The sequence below is a fragment of the Pseudomonas sp. NPDC089396 genome, assembly GCF_044749545.1.
GTDB lineage: Bacteria > Pseudomonadota > Gammaproteobacteria > Pseudomonadales > Pseudomonadaceae > Aquipseudomonas.
In genome coordinates, this window is sequence record NZ_JBIVIC010000006.1 from 165,735 (window position 1) to 181,333 (window position 15,599).

Annotated in this window: 14 protein-coding genes; all 14 read left to right on the top strand. The window is 64.2% G+C overall.

Annotation, left to right across the window (positions count from 1 at the left end):
• Positions 1 to 42: 42 nt before the first annotated feature.
• Genes mraZ through ftsA form a run of 14 tightly spaced genes read left to right on the top strand, consistent with a single transcriptional unit; the run spans position 43 to position 15,574 of the window.
• The gene (gene mraZ, locus ACIPZB_RS13210) at positions 43 to 498 is read left to right on the top strand and encodes a division/cell wall cluster transcriptional repressor MraZ (protein ID WP_008097568.1); all 456 of its coding nucleotides are present in this window, start codon (positions 43 to 45) and stop codon (positions 496 to 498) included.
• A complete protein-coding gene (rsmH, locus tag ACIPZB_RS13215) occupies positions 495 to 1,442 on the top strand; it encodes a 16S rRNA (cytosine(1402)-N(4))-methyltransferase RsmH (RefSeq protein WP_400640558.1) in 948 nt (315 codons plus the stop codon). Before mraZ ends, rsmH begins: the two co-directional genes overlap by 4 nt.
• Positions 1,439 to 1,732, top strand: a complete 294-nt coding sequence (gene ftsL, locus ACIPZB_RS13220; protein ID WP_016395509.1) for a cell division protein FtsL — start codon at positions 1,439 to 1,441, stop codon at positions 1,730 to 1,732. Before rsmH ends, ftsL begins: the two co-directional genes overlap by 4 nt.
• Positions 1,732 to 3,465 carry a peptidoglycan D,D-transpeptidase FtsI family protein gene (locus tag ACIPZB_RS13225; protein WP_400640936.1) on the top strand — a complete coding sequence of 578 codons (1,734 nt, stop codon included), beginning with the start codon at positions 1,732 to 1,734 and terminating at the stop codon, positions 3,463 to 3,465. The genes ftsL and ACIPZB_RS13225 overlap by 1 nt, the downstream gene beginning before the upstream one ends.
• The gene (locus ACIPZB_RS13230) at positions 3,462 to 4,952 is read left to right on the top strand and encodes a UDP-N-acetylmuramoyl-L-alanyl-D-glutamate--2,6-diaminopimelate ligase (RefSeq protein WP_400640560.1); all 1,491 of its coding nucleotides are present in this window, start codon (positions 3,462 to 3,464) and stop codon (positions 4,950 to 4,952) included. The genes ACIPZB_RS13225 and ACIPZB_RS13230 overlap by 4 nt, the downstream gene beginning before the upstream one ends.
• Positions 4,945 to 6,312, top strand: a complete 1,368-nt coding sequence (gene murF, locus ACIPZB_RS13235) for a UDP-N-acetylmuramoyl-tripeptide--D-alanyl-D-alanine ligase (protein WP_400640562.1) — start codon at positions 4,945 to 4,947, stop codon at positions 6,310 to 6,312. Before ACIPZB_RS13230 ends, murF begins: the two co-directional genes overlap by 8 nt.
• Entirely contained in the window at positions 6,312 to 7,394 is a 1,083-nt protein-coding gene (gene mraY / locus ACIPZB_RS13240) for a phospho-N-acetylmuramoyl-pentapeptide-transferase (protein ID WP_008097581.1), read from the top strand. The genes murF and mraY overlap by 1 nt, the downstream gene beginning before the upstream one ends.
• A 6-nt stretch (positions 7,395 to 7,400) precedes the next feature.
• Entirely contained in the window at positions 7,401 to 8,747 is a 1,347-nt protein-coding gene (gene murD, locus ACIPZB_RS13245; protein WP_400640564.1) for a UDP-N-acetylmuramoyl-L-alanine--D-glutamate ligase, read from the top strand.
• Entirely contained in the window at positions 8,744 to 9,958 is a 1,215-nt protein-coding gene (gene ftsW, locus ACIPZB_RS13250) for a putative lipid II flippase FtsW (RefSeq protein WP_008097584.1), read from the top strand. Before murD ends, ftsW begins: the two co-directional genes overlap by 4 nt.
• Positions 9,948 to 11,027, top strand: a complete 1,080-nt coding sequence (gene murG / locus ACIPZB_RS13255) for an undecaprenyldiphospho-muramoylpentapeptide beta-N-acetylglucosaminyltransferase (RefSeq protein WP_008097586.1) — start codon at positions 9,948 to 9,950, stop codon at positions 11,025 to 11,027. The genes ftsW and murG overlap by 11 nt, the downstream gene beginning before the upstream one ends.
• Complete coding sequence (murC, locus tag ACIPZB_RS13260; protein ID WP_008097588.1) at positions 11,020 to 12,468, top strand: UDP-N-acetylmuramate--L-alanine ligase; 1,449 nt, start codon at positions 11,020 to 11,022, stop codon at positions 12,466 to 12,468. Before murG ends, murC begins: the two co-directional genes overlap by 8 nt.
• On the top strand, positions 12,465 to 13,421 hold the full coding sequence (locus ACIPZB_RS13265) for a D-alanine--D-alanine ligase (protein ID WP_400640567.1): 957 nt from the start codon (positions 12,465 to 12,467) through the stop codon (positions 13,419 to 13,421). The genes murC and ACIPZB_RS13265 overlap by 4 nt, the downstream gene beginning before the upstream one ends.
• 6 nt (positions 13,422 to 13,427) lie before the next feature.
• Positions 13,428 to 14,297, top strand: coding sequence for a cell division protein FtsQ/DivIB (locus ACIPZB_RS13270; protein ID WP_400640569.1), 870 nt, complete (start codon positions 13,428 to 13,430; stop codon positions 14,295 to 14,297).
• Between the two features lie 14 nt (positions 14,298 to 14,311).
• Positions 14,312 to 15,574, top strand: coding sequence for a cell division protein FtsA (ftsA, locus tag ACIPZB_RS13275; protein WP_261744857.1), 1,263 nt, complete (start codon positions 14,312 to 14,314; stop codon positions 15,572 to 15,574).
• Positions 15,575 to 15,599 lie beyond the last annotated feature (25 nt).

Sequence of the window (15,599 nt, forward strand, 5' to 3'; positions counted from 1 at the left end):
TTTTCTGGCACAAAAAAGCTAACATTGTGGGGAATCGCAGCCGTGTTCCGCGGAGCCAACGCCGTCAGCCTCGATGCAAAGGGCCGTCTCGCAATGCCGAGTCGGTACCGCGACGAGCTCGATTCGCGTTGCAATGGTCAGCTGATCGTGACCATTGACGCCGTTGATCCCTGCTTGTGTGTCTATCCCCTCGATGAGTGGGAACAGATTGAAGCCAAGTTGCGTGCCTTGCCGTCGTTGCGTGAGGAAAACCGCCGCCTGCAGCGTTTGCTGATCGGTAATGCGGTTGACCTGGAGCTCGATGGCAGTGGTCGTTTCCTGGTACCGCCCCGTCTGCGTGAGCACGCCAAGCTGGACAAGAAGGCGATGCTGGTGGGGCAGCTGAACAAATTCCAGCTGTGGGATGAGGATGCCTGGAACCTGGTTTCGGCAGCCGACCTTGCAGCTATCCAACAACCGGGCGCCGTGCCCGACGATTTGCGTGACCTGATCCTGTGACTATAGATAGCGGCTTCAACCACATTACCGTCCTGCTCGACGAAGCTGTCGAGGCATTGGCCCTGCGCGCCGACGGTTGCTATCTGGACGGCACCTTCGGGCGTGGCGGACATAGCCGCCTGATCCTCAGCAAGCTCGGGCCGCAAGGTCGGCTGCTGGGCTTCGACAAGGATCCTCAAGCGATTGCCACCGGGCAAGCGCTGGCGGCCGAAGACGGCCGCTTTGTCATTGTGCAGCGCAGCTTTGCCGAGCTGGGCGCCGAAGTGGCCGAGCGCGGCCTGGAGGGCAAGGTCAGCGGTATCCTGCTCGACCTGGGGGTTTCCTCGCCACAGCTGGACGACCCCGAGCGCGGTTTCAGCTTCCTCAATGACGGTCCGCTGGACATGCGCATGAACCCTGATCAGGGCATCAGCGCCGCCGAATTCATTGCCACCGCGCCTGTGGAAGAAATCGCCCGCGTATTCAAGGAATACGGTGAAGAGCGTTTTGCCGGGCGCATGGCGCGTGCCGTGGTCGAGCGTCGCGAAAAGCAGCCGTTCACCCGTACCGCCGACCTGGCCGAAGTGCTCAAGGTTGCCAACCCGGCCTGGGAAAAGGGCAAGAACCCCGCTACCCGCGCCTTCCAGGGGCTGCGCATCCACGTCAACAACGAACTGGGTGACCTCGAAACCGGCCTTGAGGCGGCGCTCGATGCCCTGGAAGTCGGCGGCCGCCTCGCGGTCATCAGCTTCCACTCGCTTGAAGACCGCATCGTCAAGCTGTTCATGCGCAAGCTGGTCAAGGGCGAGGCCGATAACCTGCCGCGCAACCTGCCCGTGCAGCACAAGGTCTTCGAGCCGAAGATCCGTCTGATCGGCAAGGCGCAGTTCGCCTCCGAGGCAGAGCTCAAAGCCAACCCGCGGTCGCGCAGCGCCGTCATGCGGGTGGCGGAGAAGCTTCGGTGAGCCGGCTATTTGCCAAACCTTTGCCAGGCGGAAGCTTCCTGATGCTTCTGCTGTTTGTTGCTGTGCTCGTTTCGGCCATCGCTGTGTCCTACAGCGCGCATTGGAATCGCCAGCTGCTCAATACCCTTTACGGTGAGTTGAGCGAGCGTGACAAGGCCCAGGCCGAGTGGGGTCGCCTGATTCTCGAACAAAGCACCTGGACCGCCGCCAGCCGTATCGAGAGCCTGGCCTCCGAGCAGCTGCAGATGCGCGTACCGGCAGCGGACGAAGTGCGGATGGTGGCGCCATGATGAAGCTCGAAGGCGCACTCTACCCGTGGCGCTTCCGTGTCGTGATCGGCTTGCTGGCCCTGATGGTCGGTGCCATCGCCTGGCGCATCATCGACTTGCAGGTGGTCGACCGCGATTTCCTCAAGGGTCAGGGTGATGCTCGCAGCCTGCGCCACATTCCGATACCGGCGCACCGTGGCCTGGTCACCGATCGCAACGGTGAGCCCCTGGCCGTCAGTACCCCGGTCACTACCCTGTGGGCCAACCCCAAGGAGATGCAGGCGTCCAAGGAGCGCTGGCCGCAGCTGGCCGCCGCCCTCGGGCAGAACGCCCAGCAACTGACCGAGCGCCTGACGCAGCAGGCCAGCAAGGAGTTCATCTACCTGGTCCGCGGCCTGACCCCGGAGCAGGGCCAGCATGTGCTCGACCTGAAAGTGCCTGGCGTATACGGCCTGGAAGAATTCCGCCGCTTCTACCCGGCCGGTGATGTCACCGCACACATGGTCGGGTTCACCGACCTCGACGACCACGGTCGTGAAGGGGTGGAGCTCGCCTACGACGAATGGCTGGCCGGGGTGCCCGGCAAGCGGCAAGTGATCAAGGACCGGCGTGGCCGGCTGATCAAGGACATCCAGGTAACCAAGAACGCCAAGGCCGGTAAGACCTTGGCGTTGTCCATCGACCTGCGCCTGCAATACCTGGCCACCCGCGAGCTGCGCAACGCCATCGCCGAACAGGATGCCAAAGCCGGCAGCCTGGTGATCATGGACGTCAAGACCGGTGAAGTGCTGGCCATGGTCAACCAGCCGACCTACAACCCGAACAACCGTCGCAGCATGTTCCCGGCGGCCATGCGCAACCGGGCCATCATCGACGTGTTCGAGCCGGGCTCCACGGTCAAGCCGATCACCATGAGTGCCGCCCTGCAGAGCGGGCGCTGGAAACCCACCGACAAGGTCGAGGTGTACCCCGGCACCCTGCAGATCGGCCGCTACACCATCAGGGACGTGTCCAGGAGCGAAGGCCCGATCCTCGATCTGACCGGCATTCTGATCAACTCCAGTAACGTAGGCATGAGCAAGATCGCCTTCGATATCGGTGGCGAGGCCATCTACCGGGTCATGTCCCAGGTCGGTCTGGGTCAATACACAGGTCTGGGCTTCCCGGGCGAGCGCGTTGGTAACCTGCCCAACCACCGGGAATGGCGCAAGGCTGAAACCGCGACCCTGTCCTACGGCTACGGTGTATCGGTTACCGCCCTGCAGCTGGTGCACGCCTACGCGGCGCTGGCCAATGACGGCAAGATGGTGCCGCTGTCGATCCTCAAGGTCGACAAAGCACCAGAGGCTGTGCAGGCGATCCCCAAGGAAACTGCCGAAACCGTGCAGAGCATGCTGCAGCAGGTGATCGAAGCGCCGCGCGGTGTATTCCGCGCCCAGGTGCCGTTCTATCACGTGGCTGGCAAGTCCGGTACCGCGCGTAAAGCCACCGTCGGATCCAAGGGCTACACCGAAAACGCCTACCGCTCGCTGTTCGCCGGCTTCGGTCCGATGAGCGACCCGCGCTACGCCATCGTCGTGGTCATCGACGAGCCGAGCAAGGGCGGTTACTTCGGTGGCCTGGTCTCGGCGCCGGTGTTCAGCAAGGTCATGTCGGGCACCCTGCGCCTGATGAACGTGCCGCCAGACAACCTGCCGCCGGCAACCGGGCAGCAACAAGTGAATGCAGTACCCGCCAAGGGAGGGCGTGGATGATGACAATGCCATTGAGCAAGCTTTTCGCCCACGCCAGCCGTGATCCCTTGATCCGCGAACTGACTCTGGATAGCCGCGCCGTGCGGCCGGGTGACCTGTTCCTGGCCGTGCCGGGGGCCAAGGTCGATGGCCGTGACCATATCGTTGACGCCCTGGCCTGTGGTGCAGCAGCCGTTGCCTACGAAGAGCAGGGCGCCAGCGTGCTGCCCATCACGGATGCGCCGCTGATTCCGGTCAAGGGGCTGATCTCGCAACTTTCCAGAATTGCCGGCAGTTTTTATGGTGAGCCGAGCCGCCAGCTGAACCTGGTCGGCGTGACCGGCACCAACGGCAAGACCAGCGTCACCCAGCTGGTGGCGCAGGCGCTCGACGCGCTTGGCCAGCGTTGCGGCCTGATCGGCACCCTGGGAACGGGCTTCTATGGCGAGCTGCAGAGCGGCCGCTTGACCACGCCTGACCCCATTGCGGTGCAGTCGACCCTGTACGACCTGAAAAAGGGTGGCGCCAAGGCCGTCGCCATGGAGGTTTCGTCCCATGCCCTGGAGCAAGGGCGCGTCGCCGCGCTGGAATTCGATATCGCGGTGATGACCAACCTGTCCCGCGACCACCTCGACTACCACGGCAGCATGGAGGCCTATGCGGCCGCCAAGGCGAAGCTGTTTGCCTGGCCGAGCCTGCGCTGCCAGGTGGTCAATCTTGATGACGAATTCGGTCGCCGCCTGGCCGAAGACTTTGCTCGTCGTCCAAGTGCCGATCATGTCGAGACCCGGCTGCTCAGCTACAGCCTGGAAAACCCGGACGCTTCCTTGTATTGCCGTGAAGCCAGCTTCGATGACGATGGCGTGCGCGCCGTCCTCGTTACCGCCCAGGGTGAGCGCACCTTGCGCAGCCAGCTGCTAGGCCGCTTCAACCTGAGCAACATGCTCGCAGCCGTGGCAACGCTGCTGGCCCTGGATTATTCGCTGGATGAGATCCTCAAGGTCACGCCGCAGCTTCAGGGGCCGATAGGCCGCATGCAGCGCCTGGGCGGCGGTAAAAAACCGCTCGTGGTGGTCGATTACGCCCACACTCCCGACGCGCTGGAAAAGGTCCTCGAAGCCCTGCGCCCGCACGCTCATGGCCAGTTGTTGTGCCTGTTCGGTTGCGGCGGCGACCGCGATCGCGGCAAGCGTCCGCTGATGGCCCAGGTGGCCGAGCGTCTGGCTGATCGCGTGCTGGTCACCGACGACAACCCGCGTACCGAAGACCCCCAAGGCATCTTTGCTGATATCCGCCCTGGTTTCGCCAAGCCTGACGACGTCGATTTCGTCGCCGGCCGCGGCCAGGCCATTGCACACCTTATCGCTTCTGCCGCGGCCGATGATGTGATCGTCCTGGCCGGCAAGGGGCACGAGGATTACCAGGAGATCAATGGCGAACGCCATGATTTCTCCGATCTGGTCGAAGCCGAGAAGGCACTTGCAGCCTGGGAGGCTCCACATGCTTAAACCCATGACACTCAGCCAGCTGACAACGGCACTGAGTGCTCGTCAGGTCGGCGCCGACGTCAGCTTCACCGGCGTCAGTATCGACAGCCGCAGTGTTGCCGCCGGGCAGCTGTTCGTTGCCCTGGCTGGCCCACGGTTCGATGGCCACGACTACCTGGCCGATGTAAAAGACAAAGGCGCCGTAGCCGCGCTGGTCGAGCGCGAAGTTGCCGACGTCGATCTGCCGCAACTGGTGGTTGCCGATTGCCGCCTGGCCCTCGGCCAGCTCGGTGCCTTGAACCGCGCCGCCTTCGACAAGCCCGTCGTCGCCATCACCGGTTCCAGCGGCAAGACCACGGTCAAGGAAATGCTCGCCAGCATCCTGCGTACCCGCGGTCTGGTGCATGCCACCCGTGGCAACTTGAACAACGACCTTGGTGCGCCACTGACTCTCCTGGAAATCGCCCCGGAGCACAGCGCCGCGGTGATCGAGCTGGGCGCTTCGCGCATCGGCGAGATTCGCTACACCGTCGGCCTGACCCAGCCGCAGGTGGTCATCATCAATAACGCCGGTACCGCCCATGTTGGCGAGTTCGGTGGCCCGGAGAAGATCGTCGAGGCCAAGGGCGAAATCCTCGAAGGGTTGGGTGAGGGCGGCATGGCCATCCTCAATCTGGACGACAAGGCCTTTGCAATCTGGAAGGCCCGTGCCGGTACGCACAAGGTCATCAGTTTCGCCCGCAATGACGTGCGCGCCGATTTCTACGCCACCCATATTGGTCGCGATGCGCGGGGTTGCCCGTCGTTCACGCTGCATGGCGCCGGAGAGTCGGTGGATGTCCAGCTCAACGTGCTGGGTGAGCACAACGTCAGCAACGCATTGGCCGCCGCTGCCGCTGCCCATGCCGTTGGTCTGAGCCTGAGCGGCATAGCTGCCGGCCTGAACGCCGTGCAACCGGTCAAGGGCCGCACCGTGGCGCAGATTGCAGCCAATGGCGTGCGAGTAATCGACGACAGCTACAACGCAAATCCCACCTCGATGTGCGCGGCCATTGATATACTCGCCGGCTTTTCCGGGCGCACCGTTCTGGTGCTGGGTGATATCGGCGAGCTGGGCCAGTGGGCGGAAGAAGGCCACCGTCAAGTGGGTGATTACGCACGCGGCAAGGTCGACGCCCTGTACGCAGTGGGCAGCAACATGACACACGCGGTCAAAGCGTTCGGTACCAATGGCCGCCATTTCGCGACACAAGCTGAGTTGATCGAAGCCGTTCAGGCCGAGACTGCCAGCAACACCACTATCTTGATCAAGGGCTCGCGCAGCGCTGCGATGGAAAACGTCGTGGCGGCATTGTGCGGTGCCAGCGGGGAGAAACATTAATGCTGCTGCTGTTGGCTGAGTATCTGCAACAGTTCCATAAAGGCTTCGCGGTCTTCCAGTACCTGTCCCTGCGCGGGATTCTCGGTGTACTGACCGCGTTGTCACTGGCGCTGTGGCTGGGCCCGTGGATGATCCGTACCCTGCAGATCCGCCAGATCGGTCAGGCCGTCCGTAATGACGGCCCGCAATCGCACCTGTCCAAATCCGGTACCCCCACCATGGGCGGTGCCTTGATCCTGTCCGCCATCGGTGTCAGTACCCTGCTGTGGGCCGACCTGACCAACCGCTACGTCTGGGTCGTACTGATCGTCACCCTGTTGTTCGGTGCCATTGGCTGGGTCGATGACTACCGCAAGGTGATCGAAAAGAACTCGCGTGGCCTGCCCAGCCGCTGGAAGTATTTCTGGCAGTCGGTCTTCGGCCTGGGCGCTGCCGTGTTTCTCTACATGACCGCGCCGACCAGCGTCGAGACCACCCTGATCGTGCCGTTCCTCAAGGACGTCACCATCCCGCTGGGTGTCGGCTTCGTCGTTCTCACCTATTTCGTGATCGTCGGTTCGAGCAACGCGGTCAACCTGACCGATGGCCTCGATGGCCTGGCGATCATGCCGACGGTGATGGTTGGCGGCGCCCTGGGCATCTTCTGCTACCTCTCGGGCAACGTGAAATTCGCCGAATACCTGCTGATTCCGTACGTGCCGGGTTCGGGCGAGCTGATCGTGTTCTGTGGCGCGCTGATCGGCGCGGGCCTGGGCTTCCTGTGGTTCAACACTTATCCGGCCCAGGTGTTCATGGGTGACGTCGGTGCGCTGGCGCTGGGCGCCGCGCTGGGCACCATCGCAGTGATCGTGCGTCAGGAAATCGTCCTGTTCATCATGGGCGGCATCTTCGTTGTGGAAACCCTGTCGGTGGTGATTCAGGTCGCCTCCTTCAAGTTGACCGGCAAGCGCGTGTTCCGCATGGCGCCGATCCATCACCACTTTGAACTCAAGGGTTGGCCCGAGCCACGCGTGATCGTCCGTTTCTGGATCATCACCGTGATCCTGGTGCTGATCGGCCTTGCAACCCTGAAACTGAGGTAGACGAGCGTGTCACTGATCGCTTCCGACCAATTCCGCATCGTTGTCGGCCTCGGCAAGAGCGGCATGTCCCTGGTTCGCTTCCTGGCGAACCGGGGCATTGCCTTTGCGGTCGCCGACACCCGCGAGCAACCGCCGGAACTGGAAACCCTGCGCCGTGATTACCCGCAGGTGGAAGTGCGTTGTGGGGAACTTGACGTGGACTTCCTGTGCCGCGCCAACGAGCTGTACGTAAGCCCCGGCCTGGCCCTGGCCACGCCGGCCCTGCAGCAGGCTGCGGCACGCGGCGTGAAGCTGTCCGGCGACATCGAGCTGTTCGCCCGCCATGCCAAGGCCCCGATCATTGCCATCAGCGGCTCCAACGCCAAGAGCACGGTGACCACCCTGGTCGGCGAGATGGCAGCCAAGGCTGGCAAGCGTGTGGCCGTCGGCGGCAACCTGGGCACGCCAGCCCTGGACTTGCTCGCGGATGATGTCGAGCTGTATGTCATGGAGCTTTCCAGCTTCCAGCTGGAAACCACCGATCAGCTCAACGCTGAAGTGGCCACCGTGCTGAACATCAGCGAAGACCACATGGACCGCTACAGCGGCCTGCCCGCTTATCACCTGGCCAAGCACCGGATCTTCCGGGGTGCGCGTCAGGTAGTGGTCAACCGCCAGGACGCGCTGAGCCGGCCGCTACCAGTTGAAGGTCGCCCGTGCTGGACCTTCGGTCTCAATGCACCCGACTTCAAGGCCTTTGGCCTGCGCGAAGTCGATGGCGAGAAACACCTGGCTTTCGAGTTCCAGACCCTGATGCCGGCCCGTGAGCTGAAGATCCGCGGCGCGCACAACCAGGGCAACGCCCTGGCCGCCCTGGCCCTGGGCCATGCTGCCGGCCTGCCGTTCGCGCCGATGCTCGAAGCCCTGCGCGAGTTCGCTGGCCTGGCCCATCGTTGCCAGTGGGTACGTGAGCGCAACGGCGTGAACTGGTACGACGATTCCAAGGCCACCAATGTGGGCGCCGCGCTGGCGGCCATCGAAGGCTTGGGCGCAGATATCGAAGGCAAGCTGGTGCTGATCGCCGGTGGCGACGGCAAGGGCGCCGATTTCGCGGCCCTGCGCGAGCCGGTGGCACGCTTCTGCCGCGCCGTGGTACTGCTTGGCCGTGATGCCGAACGCCTGGCCGAAGCGCTGGGCGATGGCGTGCCGCAGGTTCGCGTCAAGACCCTGGATGAGGCCGTCCAGCAATGCGCCGAGCTGGCCCAGCCAGGCGACGCCGTGCTGCTGTCGCCAGCCTGCGCCAGCCTCGACATGTTCAAGAACTTCGAAGAGCGTGGGCGCTTGTTCGCCCAGGCGGCGGGAGGGCTGGCATGATCTTCGGCATCCTCAAGCCCTACCCGTCGCCGCTGATCAGCGGCCGTGGCATCGACCTCGACTTCGCCTTCCTGGCTGGCTGCCTGGCACTGCTCGGCCTGGGGCTGGTGATGATTACCTCGGCGTCCTCGGAAGTGGCCGCGGTACAGTCCGGCAACCCGCTGTACCACATGTTCCGCCACCTGGTTTACGTGTTCATCGGGCTGGTCGCCTGCGGCGCCACCATGCTGGTGCCGATCGCCACCTGGCAGCGCATGGGCTTCATGATGCTGGTCGGCGCCTTCGGCCTGCTGGTGCTGGTGCTGGTACCCGGCATCGGCCGTGAAGTGAACGGCTCGATGCGCTGGATCGGTTTCAGTTTCTTCAACGTTCAGCCTTCGGAAATCGCCAAGGTCTTCGTGGTCATCTACCTGGCGGGCTACCTGGTTCGCCGGCAGACCGAGGTGCGCGAAAGCTGGATGGGCTTCTTCAAGCCGTTCATCGTGCTGCTGCCGATGGCGGGCCTGCTGCTGATGGAACCCGACTTCGGTGCCACCGTAGTCATGATGGGCGCTGCGGCGGCCATGCTGTTCCTCGGCGGGGTGGGGTTGTTCCGCTTCAGCCTGATGGTGGTGCTGGCGGTGGTCGCCGTGTTCGTCCTGGTCCAGGCGCAGCCCTACCGAATGGCGCGCCTGATCACCTTCACCGACCCCTGGTCCGATCAGTTCGGCTCCGGCTATCAGTTGACCCAGGCGCTGATTGCCTTCGGTCGCGGCGAGTGGCTGGGCGTGGGCCTGGGCAACAGCGTACAGAAGCAGTTCTACCTGCCAGAAGCGCACACCGACTTCGTGTTCTCGGTGTTGGCCGAAGAGCTGGGCGTGGTCGGCTCGCTGGTGACCGTCGGGCTGTTCGTCTTCGTCACCGTGCGCGCCCTGTATATCGGCTTGTGGGCCGAGAAGGCCAAGCAGTTCTTTGCCGCCTACATGGCGTTTGGTCTGGCGTTCCTGTGGATCGGCCAGTTCCTGATCAACATCGGCGTGAACGTCGGCCTGCTGCCGACCAAGGGCCTGACCTTGCCATTCCTTAGCTACGGCGGTAGTTCGCTGGTGATCTGCTGCGCTTGCGTGGGCTTGTTGCTGCGCATCGAATGGGAAAGCCGCACGCACCTGGGCAGCGAGGAACACGAATTCAAGGAAAGTGATTTTGCCGAGGAGACCAGTCATGGCCGCTGACGGCAAGAATGTACTGATCATGGCCGGCGGCACCGGGGGGCACGTGTTCCCAGCCCTGGCCTGCGCCCGTGAATTCCAGGCCCGCGGTTACAGCGTGCACTGGCTGGGCACGCCACGAGGCATCGAGAACGAACTGGTGCCCCAGGCAGGTCTGCCACTGCACCTTATCCAGGTCAGCGGCCTGCGTGGCAAGGGCAAGTTGTCGCTGCTCAAGGCGCCGTTCACCCTGGTCAAGGCCGTACTGCAGGCGCGGCGGATCATTCGCCAGCTCAAGCCGGCCTGCGTAGTAGGCTTCGGCGGCTACGTCACCGGCCCCGGCGGCGTGGCCGCACGCTTGTGTGGCGTGCCGCTGGTGATTCACGAACAGAATGCCCGCGCAGGTACCGCCAATCGGCTGTTGGTGCCGTTGTCGGCGCGAGTCTGCGAAGCTTTCCCCGGTACTTTCCAGGCCAGCGACAAGCTGCGTACCACTGGCAATCCAGTGCGCCCGGAGCTGTTCATGGACGCGCAGCGCGCGCCCTTGGCCGAGCGCCGTGCTCGCCTGCTGGTCATGGGCGGCAGCCTCGGTGCGGAACCATTGAACAAATTGTTGCCTAAGGCCCTGTCCGAGGTGCCTGCAGGCCTGCGTCCCGAGGTGTTCCACCAGGCCGGGAAGAACCACGCGCCGATCACCGCCGAGCGTTATCACGAAGCGGGCGTCGAGGCTCAGGTAGAGCCGTTCATCAAGGACATGGCCCACGCCTATGGCTGGGCCGACATGGTGGTGTGCCGTGCCGGTGCCCTGACCGTCAGCGAACTCGCGGCGGCTGGCCTGCCTTCGATGCTGGTGCCTTTGCCCCATGCGATCGACGACCACCAGACCCACAACGCCCAATATCTGGCTCGGGAAGGCGCCGCCTTCCTCATGCCACAAGCGACAACTGGCGCAGCGCAACTCGCTGAACGCCTGAACGAGGTGCTGATGCAACCCGAGAAACTCAACACCATGGCCGGCACCGCAAGGCGCCTGGCCAAACCTGCCGCAACCAGCACCGTGGTCGATATCTGCCTGGAGGTGGCCCATGGTTGAAAGTCAGAAAGCCATGCCCCAGCCGAAGATGGGCCGCATCCGTCGCATCCACTTCGTCGGTATCGGCGGTGTGGGCATGTGCGGCATCGCCGAAGTGTTGCTGAACCTGGGCTATGAAGTGTCCGGTTCCGACCTCAAGGTATCGCCGGTCACCGAGCGCCTGGAGTCGTTTGGCGCCGAGATCTTCGTCGGCCACCGTGCCGAGAACGCTGCCAACGCCGACGTGCTGGTGGTCTCCAGCGCCATCAACCCGGCCAACCCGGAAGTCGCCACCGCCCTCGAGCGGCGTATTCCGGTGGTGCCGCGCGCCGAGATGCTCGCCGAGCTGATGCGCTATCGCCATGGCGTGGCGGTGGCCGGCACCCACGGCAAGACCACTACCACCAGCCTGCTTGCCTCGGTGTTCGCTGCGGGCGGCCTGGACCCGACGTTCGTCATCGGTGGCCGCCTGACCGCTGCCGGCACCAATGCGCAGCTGGGTACCAGCCGCTACCTGATCGCCGAAGCCGACGAGAGCGACGCCAGTTTCCTGCACCTGCAGCCAATGGTTGCCGTGGTCACCAACATCGACGCCGACCACATGGCCACCTACGAAGGTGACTTCAACAAGCTGAAGAAAACCTTCGTCGAGTTCCTGCACAACCTGCCGTTCTACGGCCTGGCCGTGATGTGCCTGGACGATCCGGTGGTGCGCGAGATCCTGCCACAGGTCAAGCGCCCGACCGTCACCTACGGTTTCAGCGATGAGGCCGACATCCGCGCCATCAATGTGCGTCAGCAGGGCATGCAGACCCACTTCACCGTGCTGCGCCGTGACCGCGAGCCGCTGGACGTTTCGGTGAACATGCCCGGCAACCACAACGTGCTCAATGCCTTGGCTACCATCGCCATCGCCACCGACGAAGGCATCAGCGACGAAGCCATCGTCCAGGGCCTGTCCGGCTTCCAGGGCGTCGGCCGACGCTTCCAGGTCTACGGCGAGCTGCCGGTCGAAGGCGGCAGCGTGATGCTGGTCGATGACTACGGCCACCACCCGACCGAAGTGGCGGCAGTGATCAAGGCCGTGCGTGGCGGGTGGCCGAGCCGCCGCCTGGTCATCGTCTACCAGCCGCACCGCTACAGCCGCACCCGCGACCTGTACGACGATTTCGTGCAGGTGCTGGGCGATGCCAACGTGCTGCTGCTGATGGAGGTGTACCCGGCCGGCGAAGAGCCGATCCCGGGCGCCGACAGCCGCCAGCTGTGCCACAGCATCCGCCAGCGCGGCAAGCTCGACCCGATCTACATCGAACGTGGCGCGGAGCTCGCGCCGCTGGTCCAGCCGCTGCTGCGCGCCGGCGACATCCTGCTGTGCCAGGGTGCCGGTGACGTCGGTGGCCTCGCCCCGCAACTGATGAAAAGCCCGCTGTTCGCAGGCGCCAAGCAGGAGAAGTCGAAATGACCAGCGCCTACGACAAGCTGCATTCCACCCTCGATGCCAAAGCCTTCGGCCGCGTTGCCGTGCTTTACGGTGGCAAGAGTGCCGAGCGTGAGGTGTCGCTGAAATCCGGCGCCGCCGTGATCGACGCACTGACCACTGCCGGTGTCGACGTTGTCGCCATCGATGTGGGCGACGACCTGTTGGCCCGCCTGCAAAGCGAGAAGATCGACCGCGCCTTCATCATCCTCCACGGCCGTGGCGGTGAGGACGGCAGCATGCAAGGCCTGCTCGAGTGCCTGGGCATCCCCTACACCGGCAGCGGCATCCTCGCGTCCGCCCTGGCCATGGATAAGCTGCGCACCAAGCAGGTGTGGCAGAGCCTGGGCATTCCGACCCCGCGTCACGCGGTGCTGGCCAGCGAGCACGATTGTATTGCCGCTGGCGCGGAACTGGGCTTCCCGTTGATCGTCAAACCAGCCCATGAAGGTTCCAGCATCGGCATGGCCAAGGTGAACAGCGTGGAAGAGCTGGTCGCCGCCTGGAAGGATGCCGCCAAGTACGATTCGCAAGTTCTGGTCGAGCAATGGATTCACGGCCCGGAGTTCACCATCGCCGTTCTGCGAGGCCAGGTGCTGCCGCCGATCGCCCTGGGTACGCCGCACGTGTTCTACGACTACGACGCCAAGTACATCGCCAATGACACCCAGTACCGCATCCCGTGCGGCCTGGACAGTGCCAAAGAGCAGGAACTGATCGCCCTGACCGCCCGCGCCTGCGATGCCATCGGCATCGAAGGCTGGGGCCGGCTGGACGTGATGCAGGACGAGCAGGGCCGGTTCTGGCTGCTCGAAGTCAACACCGCACCCGGCATGACCGATCATAGCCTGGTGCCCATGGCGGCCCGCGCGGCCGGCCTGGACTTCCAGCAACTGGTGCTGGCGATCCTGGCCGACAGCGTAGCGACGCGAGGTTAACGAACCATGCAAGGCGCAATGATACGTCAGCAGCAACCCGTTACCGGCCGTAGCAAGCCGGTGCCGCGCGGTGCCAGCCGACTGGTGGCTGACGAGCCCGTATCGGCGCGCCTGCCGCGGCCAAGCCTGGGTGGCCTCAAGCGCCTGCTGTGGCCGGTGCTGCTGGTGGCGGCCGGCTTTGGTGCCTACGAGGGCGCTATCCGGCTGATGCCCTACGCCGACCGGCCCATCAACAAGATCGACGTGCAGGGCGACCTCAGCTACATCAGCCAGCAGTCGGTGCAGCAGCGGATCGCGCCCTATGTGGCGGCGAGCTTCTTCAGCGTCGACCTCACGGCGATGCGCGCAGAGCTCGAGCAGATGCCATGGATCGCCCACGCCGAAGTGCGCCGGGTGTGGCCGGACGAGGTGGTGATCCGCCTGGAAGAACAGTTGCCGGTAGCGCGCTGGGGTGACGAGGCCTTGCTCAACAACCAGGGCGAGGCCTTCACCCCGCGCGAGCTGGCCAACTACGAGCACCTGCCGCAGCTGGCCGGGCCGCGGCGCGCTCAGCAACAAGTCATGCAGCAGTATCAGGTATTGAGCCAGATGCTGCGCCCCTTGGGCTTTTCCATCGCTCGCCTGGAGTTGCGCGAGCGGGGCAGCTGGTTCCTGACCACCGGCGCAAGCAGTGCCGGGCCGGGTATCGAGCTGCTGTTGGGGCGCGACCATCTGGTGGAGAAGATGCGCCGTTTCATTGCCATTTACGACAAGACACTCAAAGAGCAGATCACCAACATCGCCCGCATTGATCTGCGTTATTCCAACGGACTTGCCGTTGGTTGGCGGGAACCGAACGCACCGACGACGGCCCAACCCGCCGTTGCGAAGAATTAGAGAGAGACAGGACCATGGCAAACGCGCATAGCGGCAAAATGATCGTCGGGCTGGACATCGGCACCTCCAAGGTGGTGGCGCTGGTGGGTGAAGTGGGCGAAGACGGCACCCTGGAGATCGTGGGGATCGGCACCCATCCGTCCCGTGGCCTGAAGAAGGGCGTGGTGGTGAACATCGAGTCGACCGTGCAGTCGATCCAGCGTGCGGTGGAAGAGGCCCAGCTGATGGCCGGCTGCCGCATCCACTCGGCGTTCGTGGGTGTTGCCGGTAACCACATTCGCAGCCTGAACTCCCACGGTATCGTCGCCATCCGCGACCGCGAGGTCAGCGTGGCGGATCTGGAGCGCGTACTCGACGCCGCCCAGGCCGTGGCCATTCCGGCCGACCAGCGCGTGCTGCACACCCTGCCGCAGGACTACGTGATCGACAACCAGGAAGGCGTGCGCGAGCCGCTGGGCATGTCCGGCGTGCGCCTGGAAGCCAAGGTCCACGTGGTGACCTGTGCCGTCAATGCTGCGCAGAACATCGAAAAATGCGTGCGCCGCTGCGGCCTGGAAATCGACGACATCATCCTCGAGCAGTTGGCCTCGGCCTATTCGGTGCTGACCGACGATGAGAAAGAACTGGGTGTGTGCCTGGTGGACATCGGTGGCGGTACCACCGACATCGCCATCTTCACCGAAGGCGCCATCCGCCATACCGCGGTGATCCCGATCGCCGGCGACCAGGTGACCAACGACATCGCCATGGCGCTGCGTACGCCAACCCAGTATGCCGAGGAAATCAAGATCCGTTACGCCTGCGCCCTGGCCAAGCTGGCCGGTGCCGGTGAAACCATCAAGGTGCCGAGCGTAGGCGACCGTCCGCCGCGCGAGCTGTCGCGCCAGGCCCTGGCCGAGGTGGTCGAGCCACGTTACGACGAGCTCTTCACCCTGATCCAGGCCGAGCTGCGCCGCAGCGGCTACGAGGACCTGGTGCCAGCCGGCATCGTCCTCACCGGCGGCACCGCGAAGATGGAAGGTGCCGTGGAACTGGCCGAGGAAATCTTCCACATGCCGGTACGCCTGGGCGTACCGCACAGCGTTCGGGGGCTGAGCGACGTGGTGCGCAACCCGATCTATTCCACCGGTGTGGGCCTGCTCACCTACGGCCTGCTGAAGCAGTCCGAGGATTTGGTACTGACCGGTAACAGCAACAGCAGCAACAACAGCTATGGCGATGAACCGAAGGCCCCAGTGCTTGAACGCTTCAAGCGGTGGGTCCAGGGCAACTTCTAAGTTTCAAAGCAGTAGTGGTAGGCGC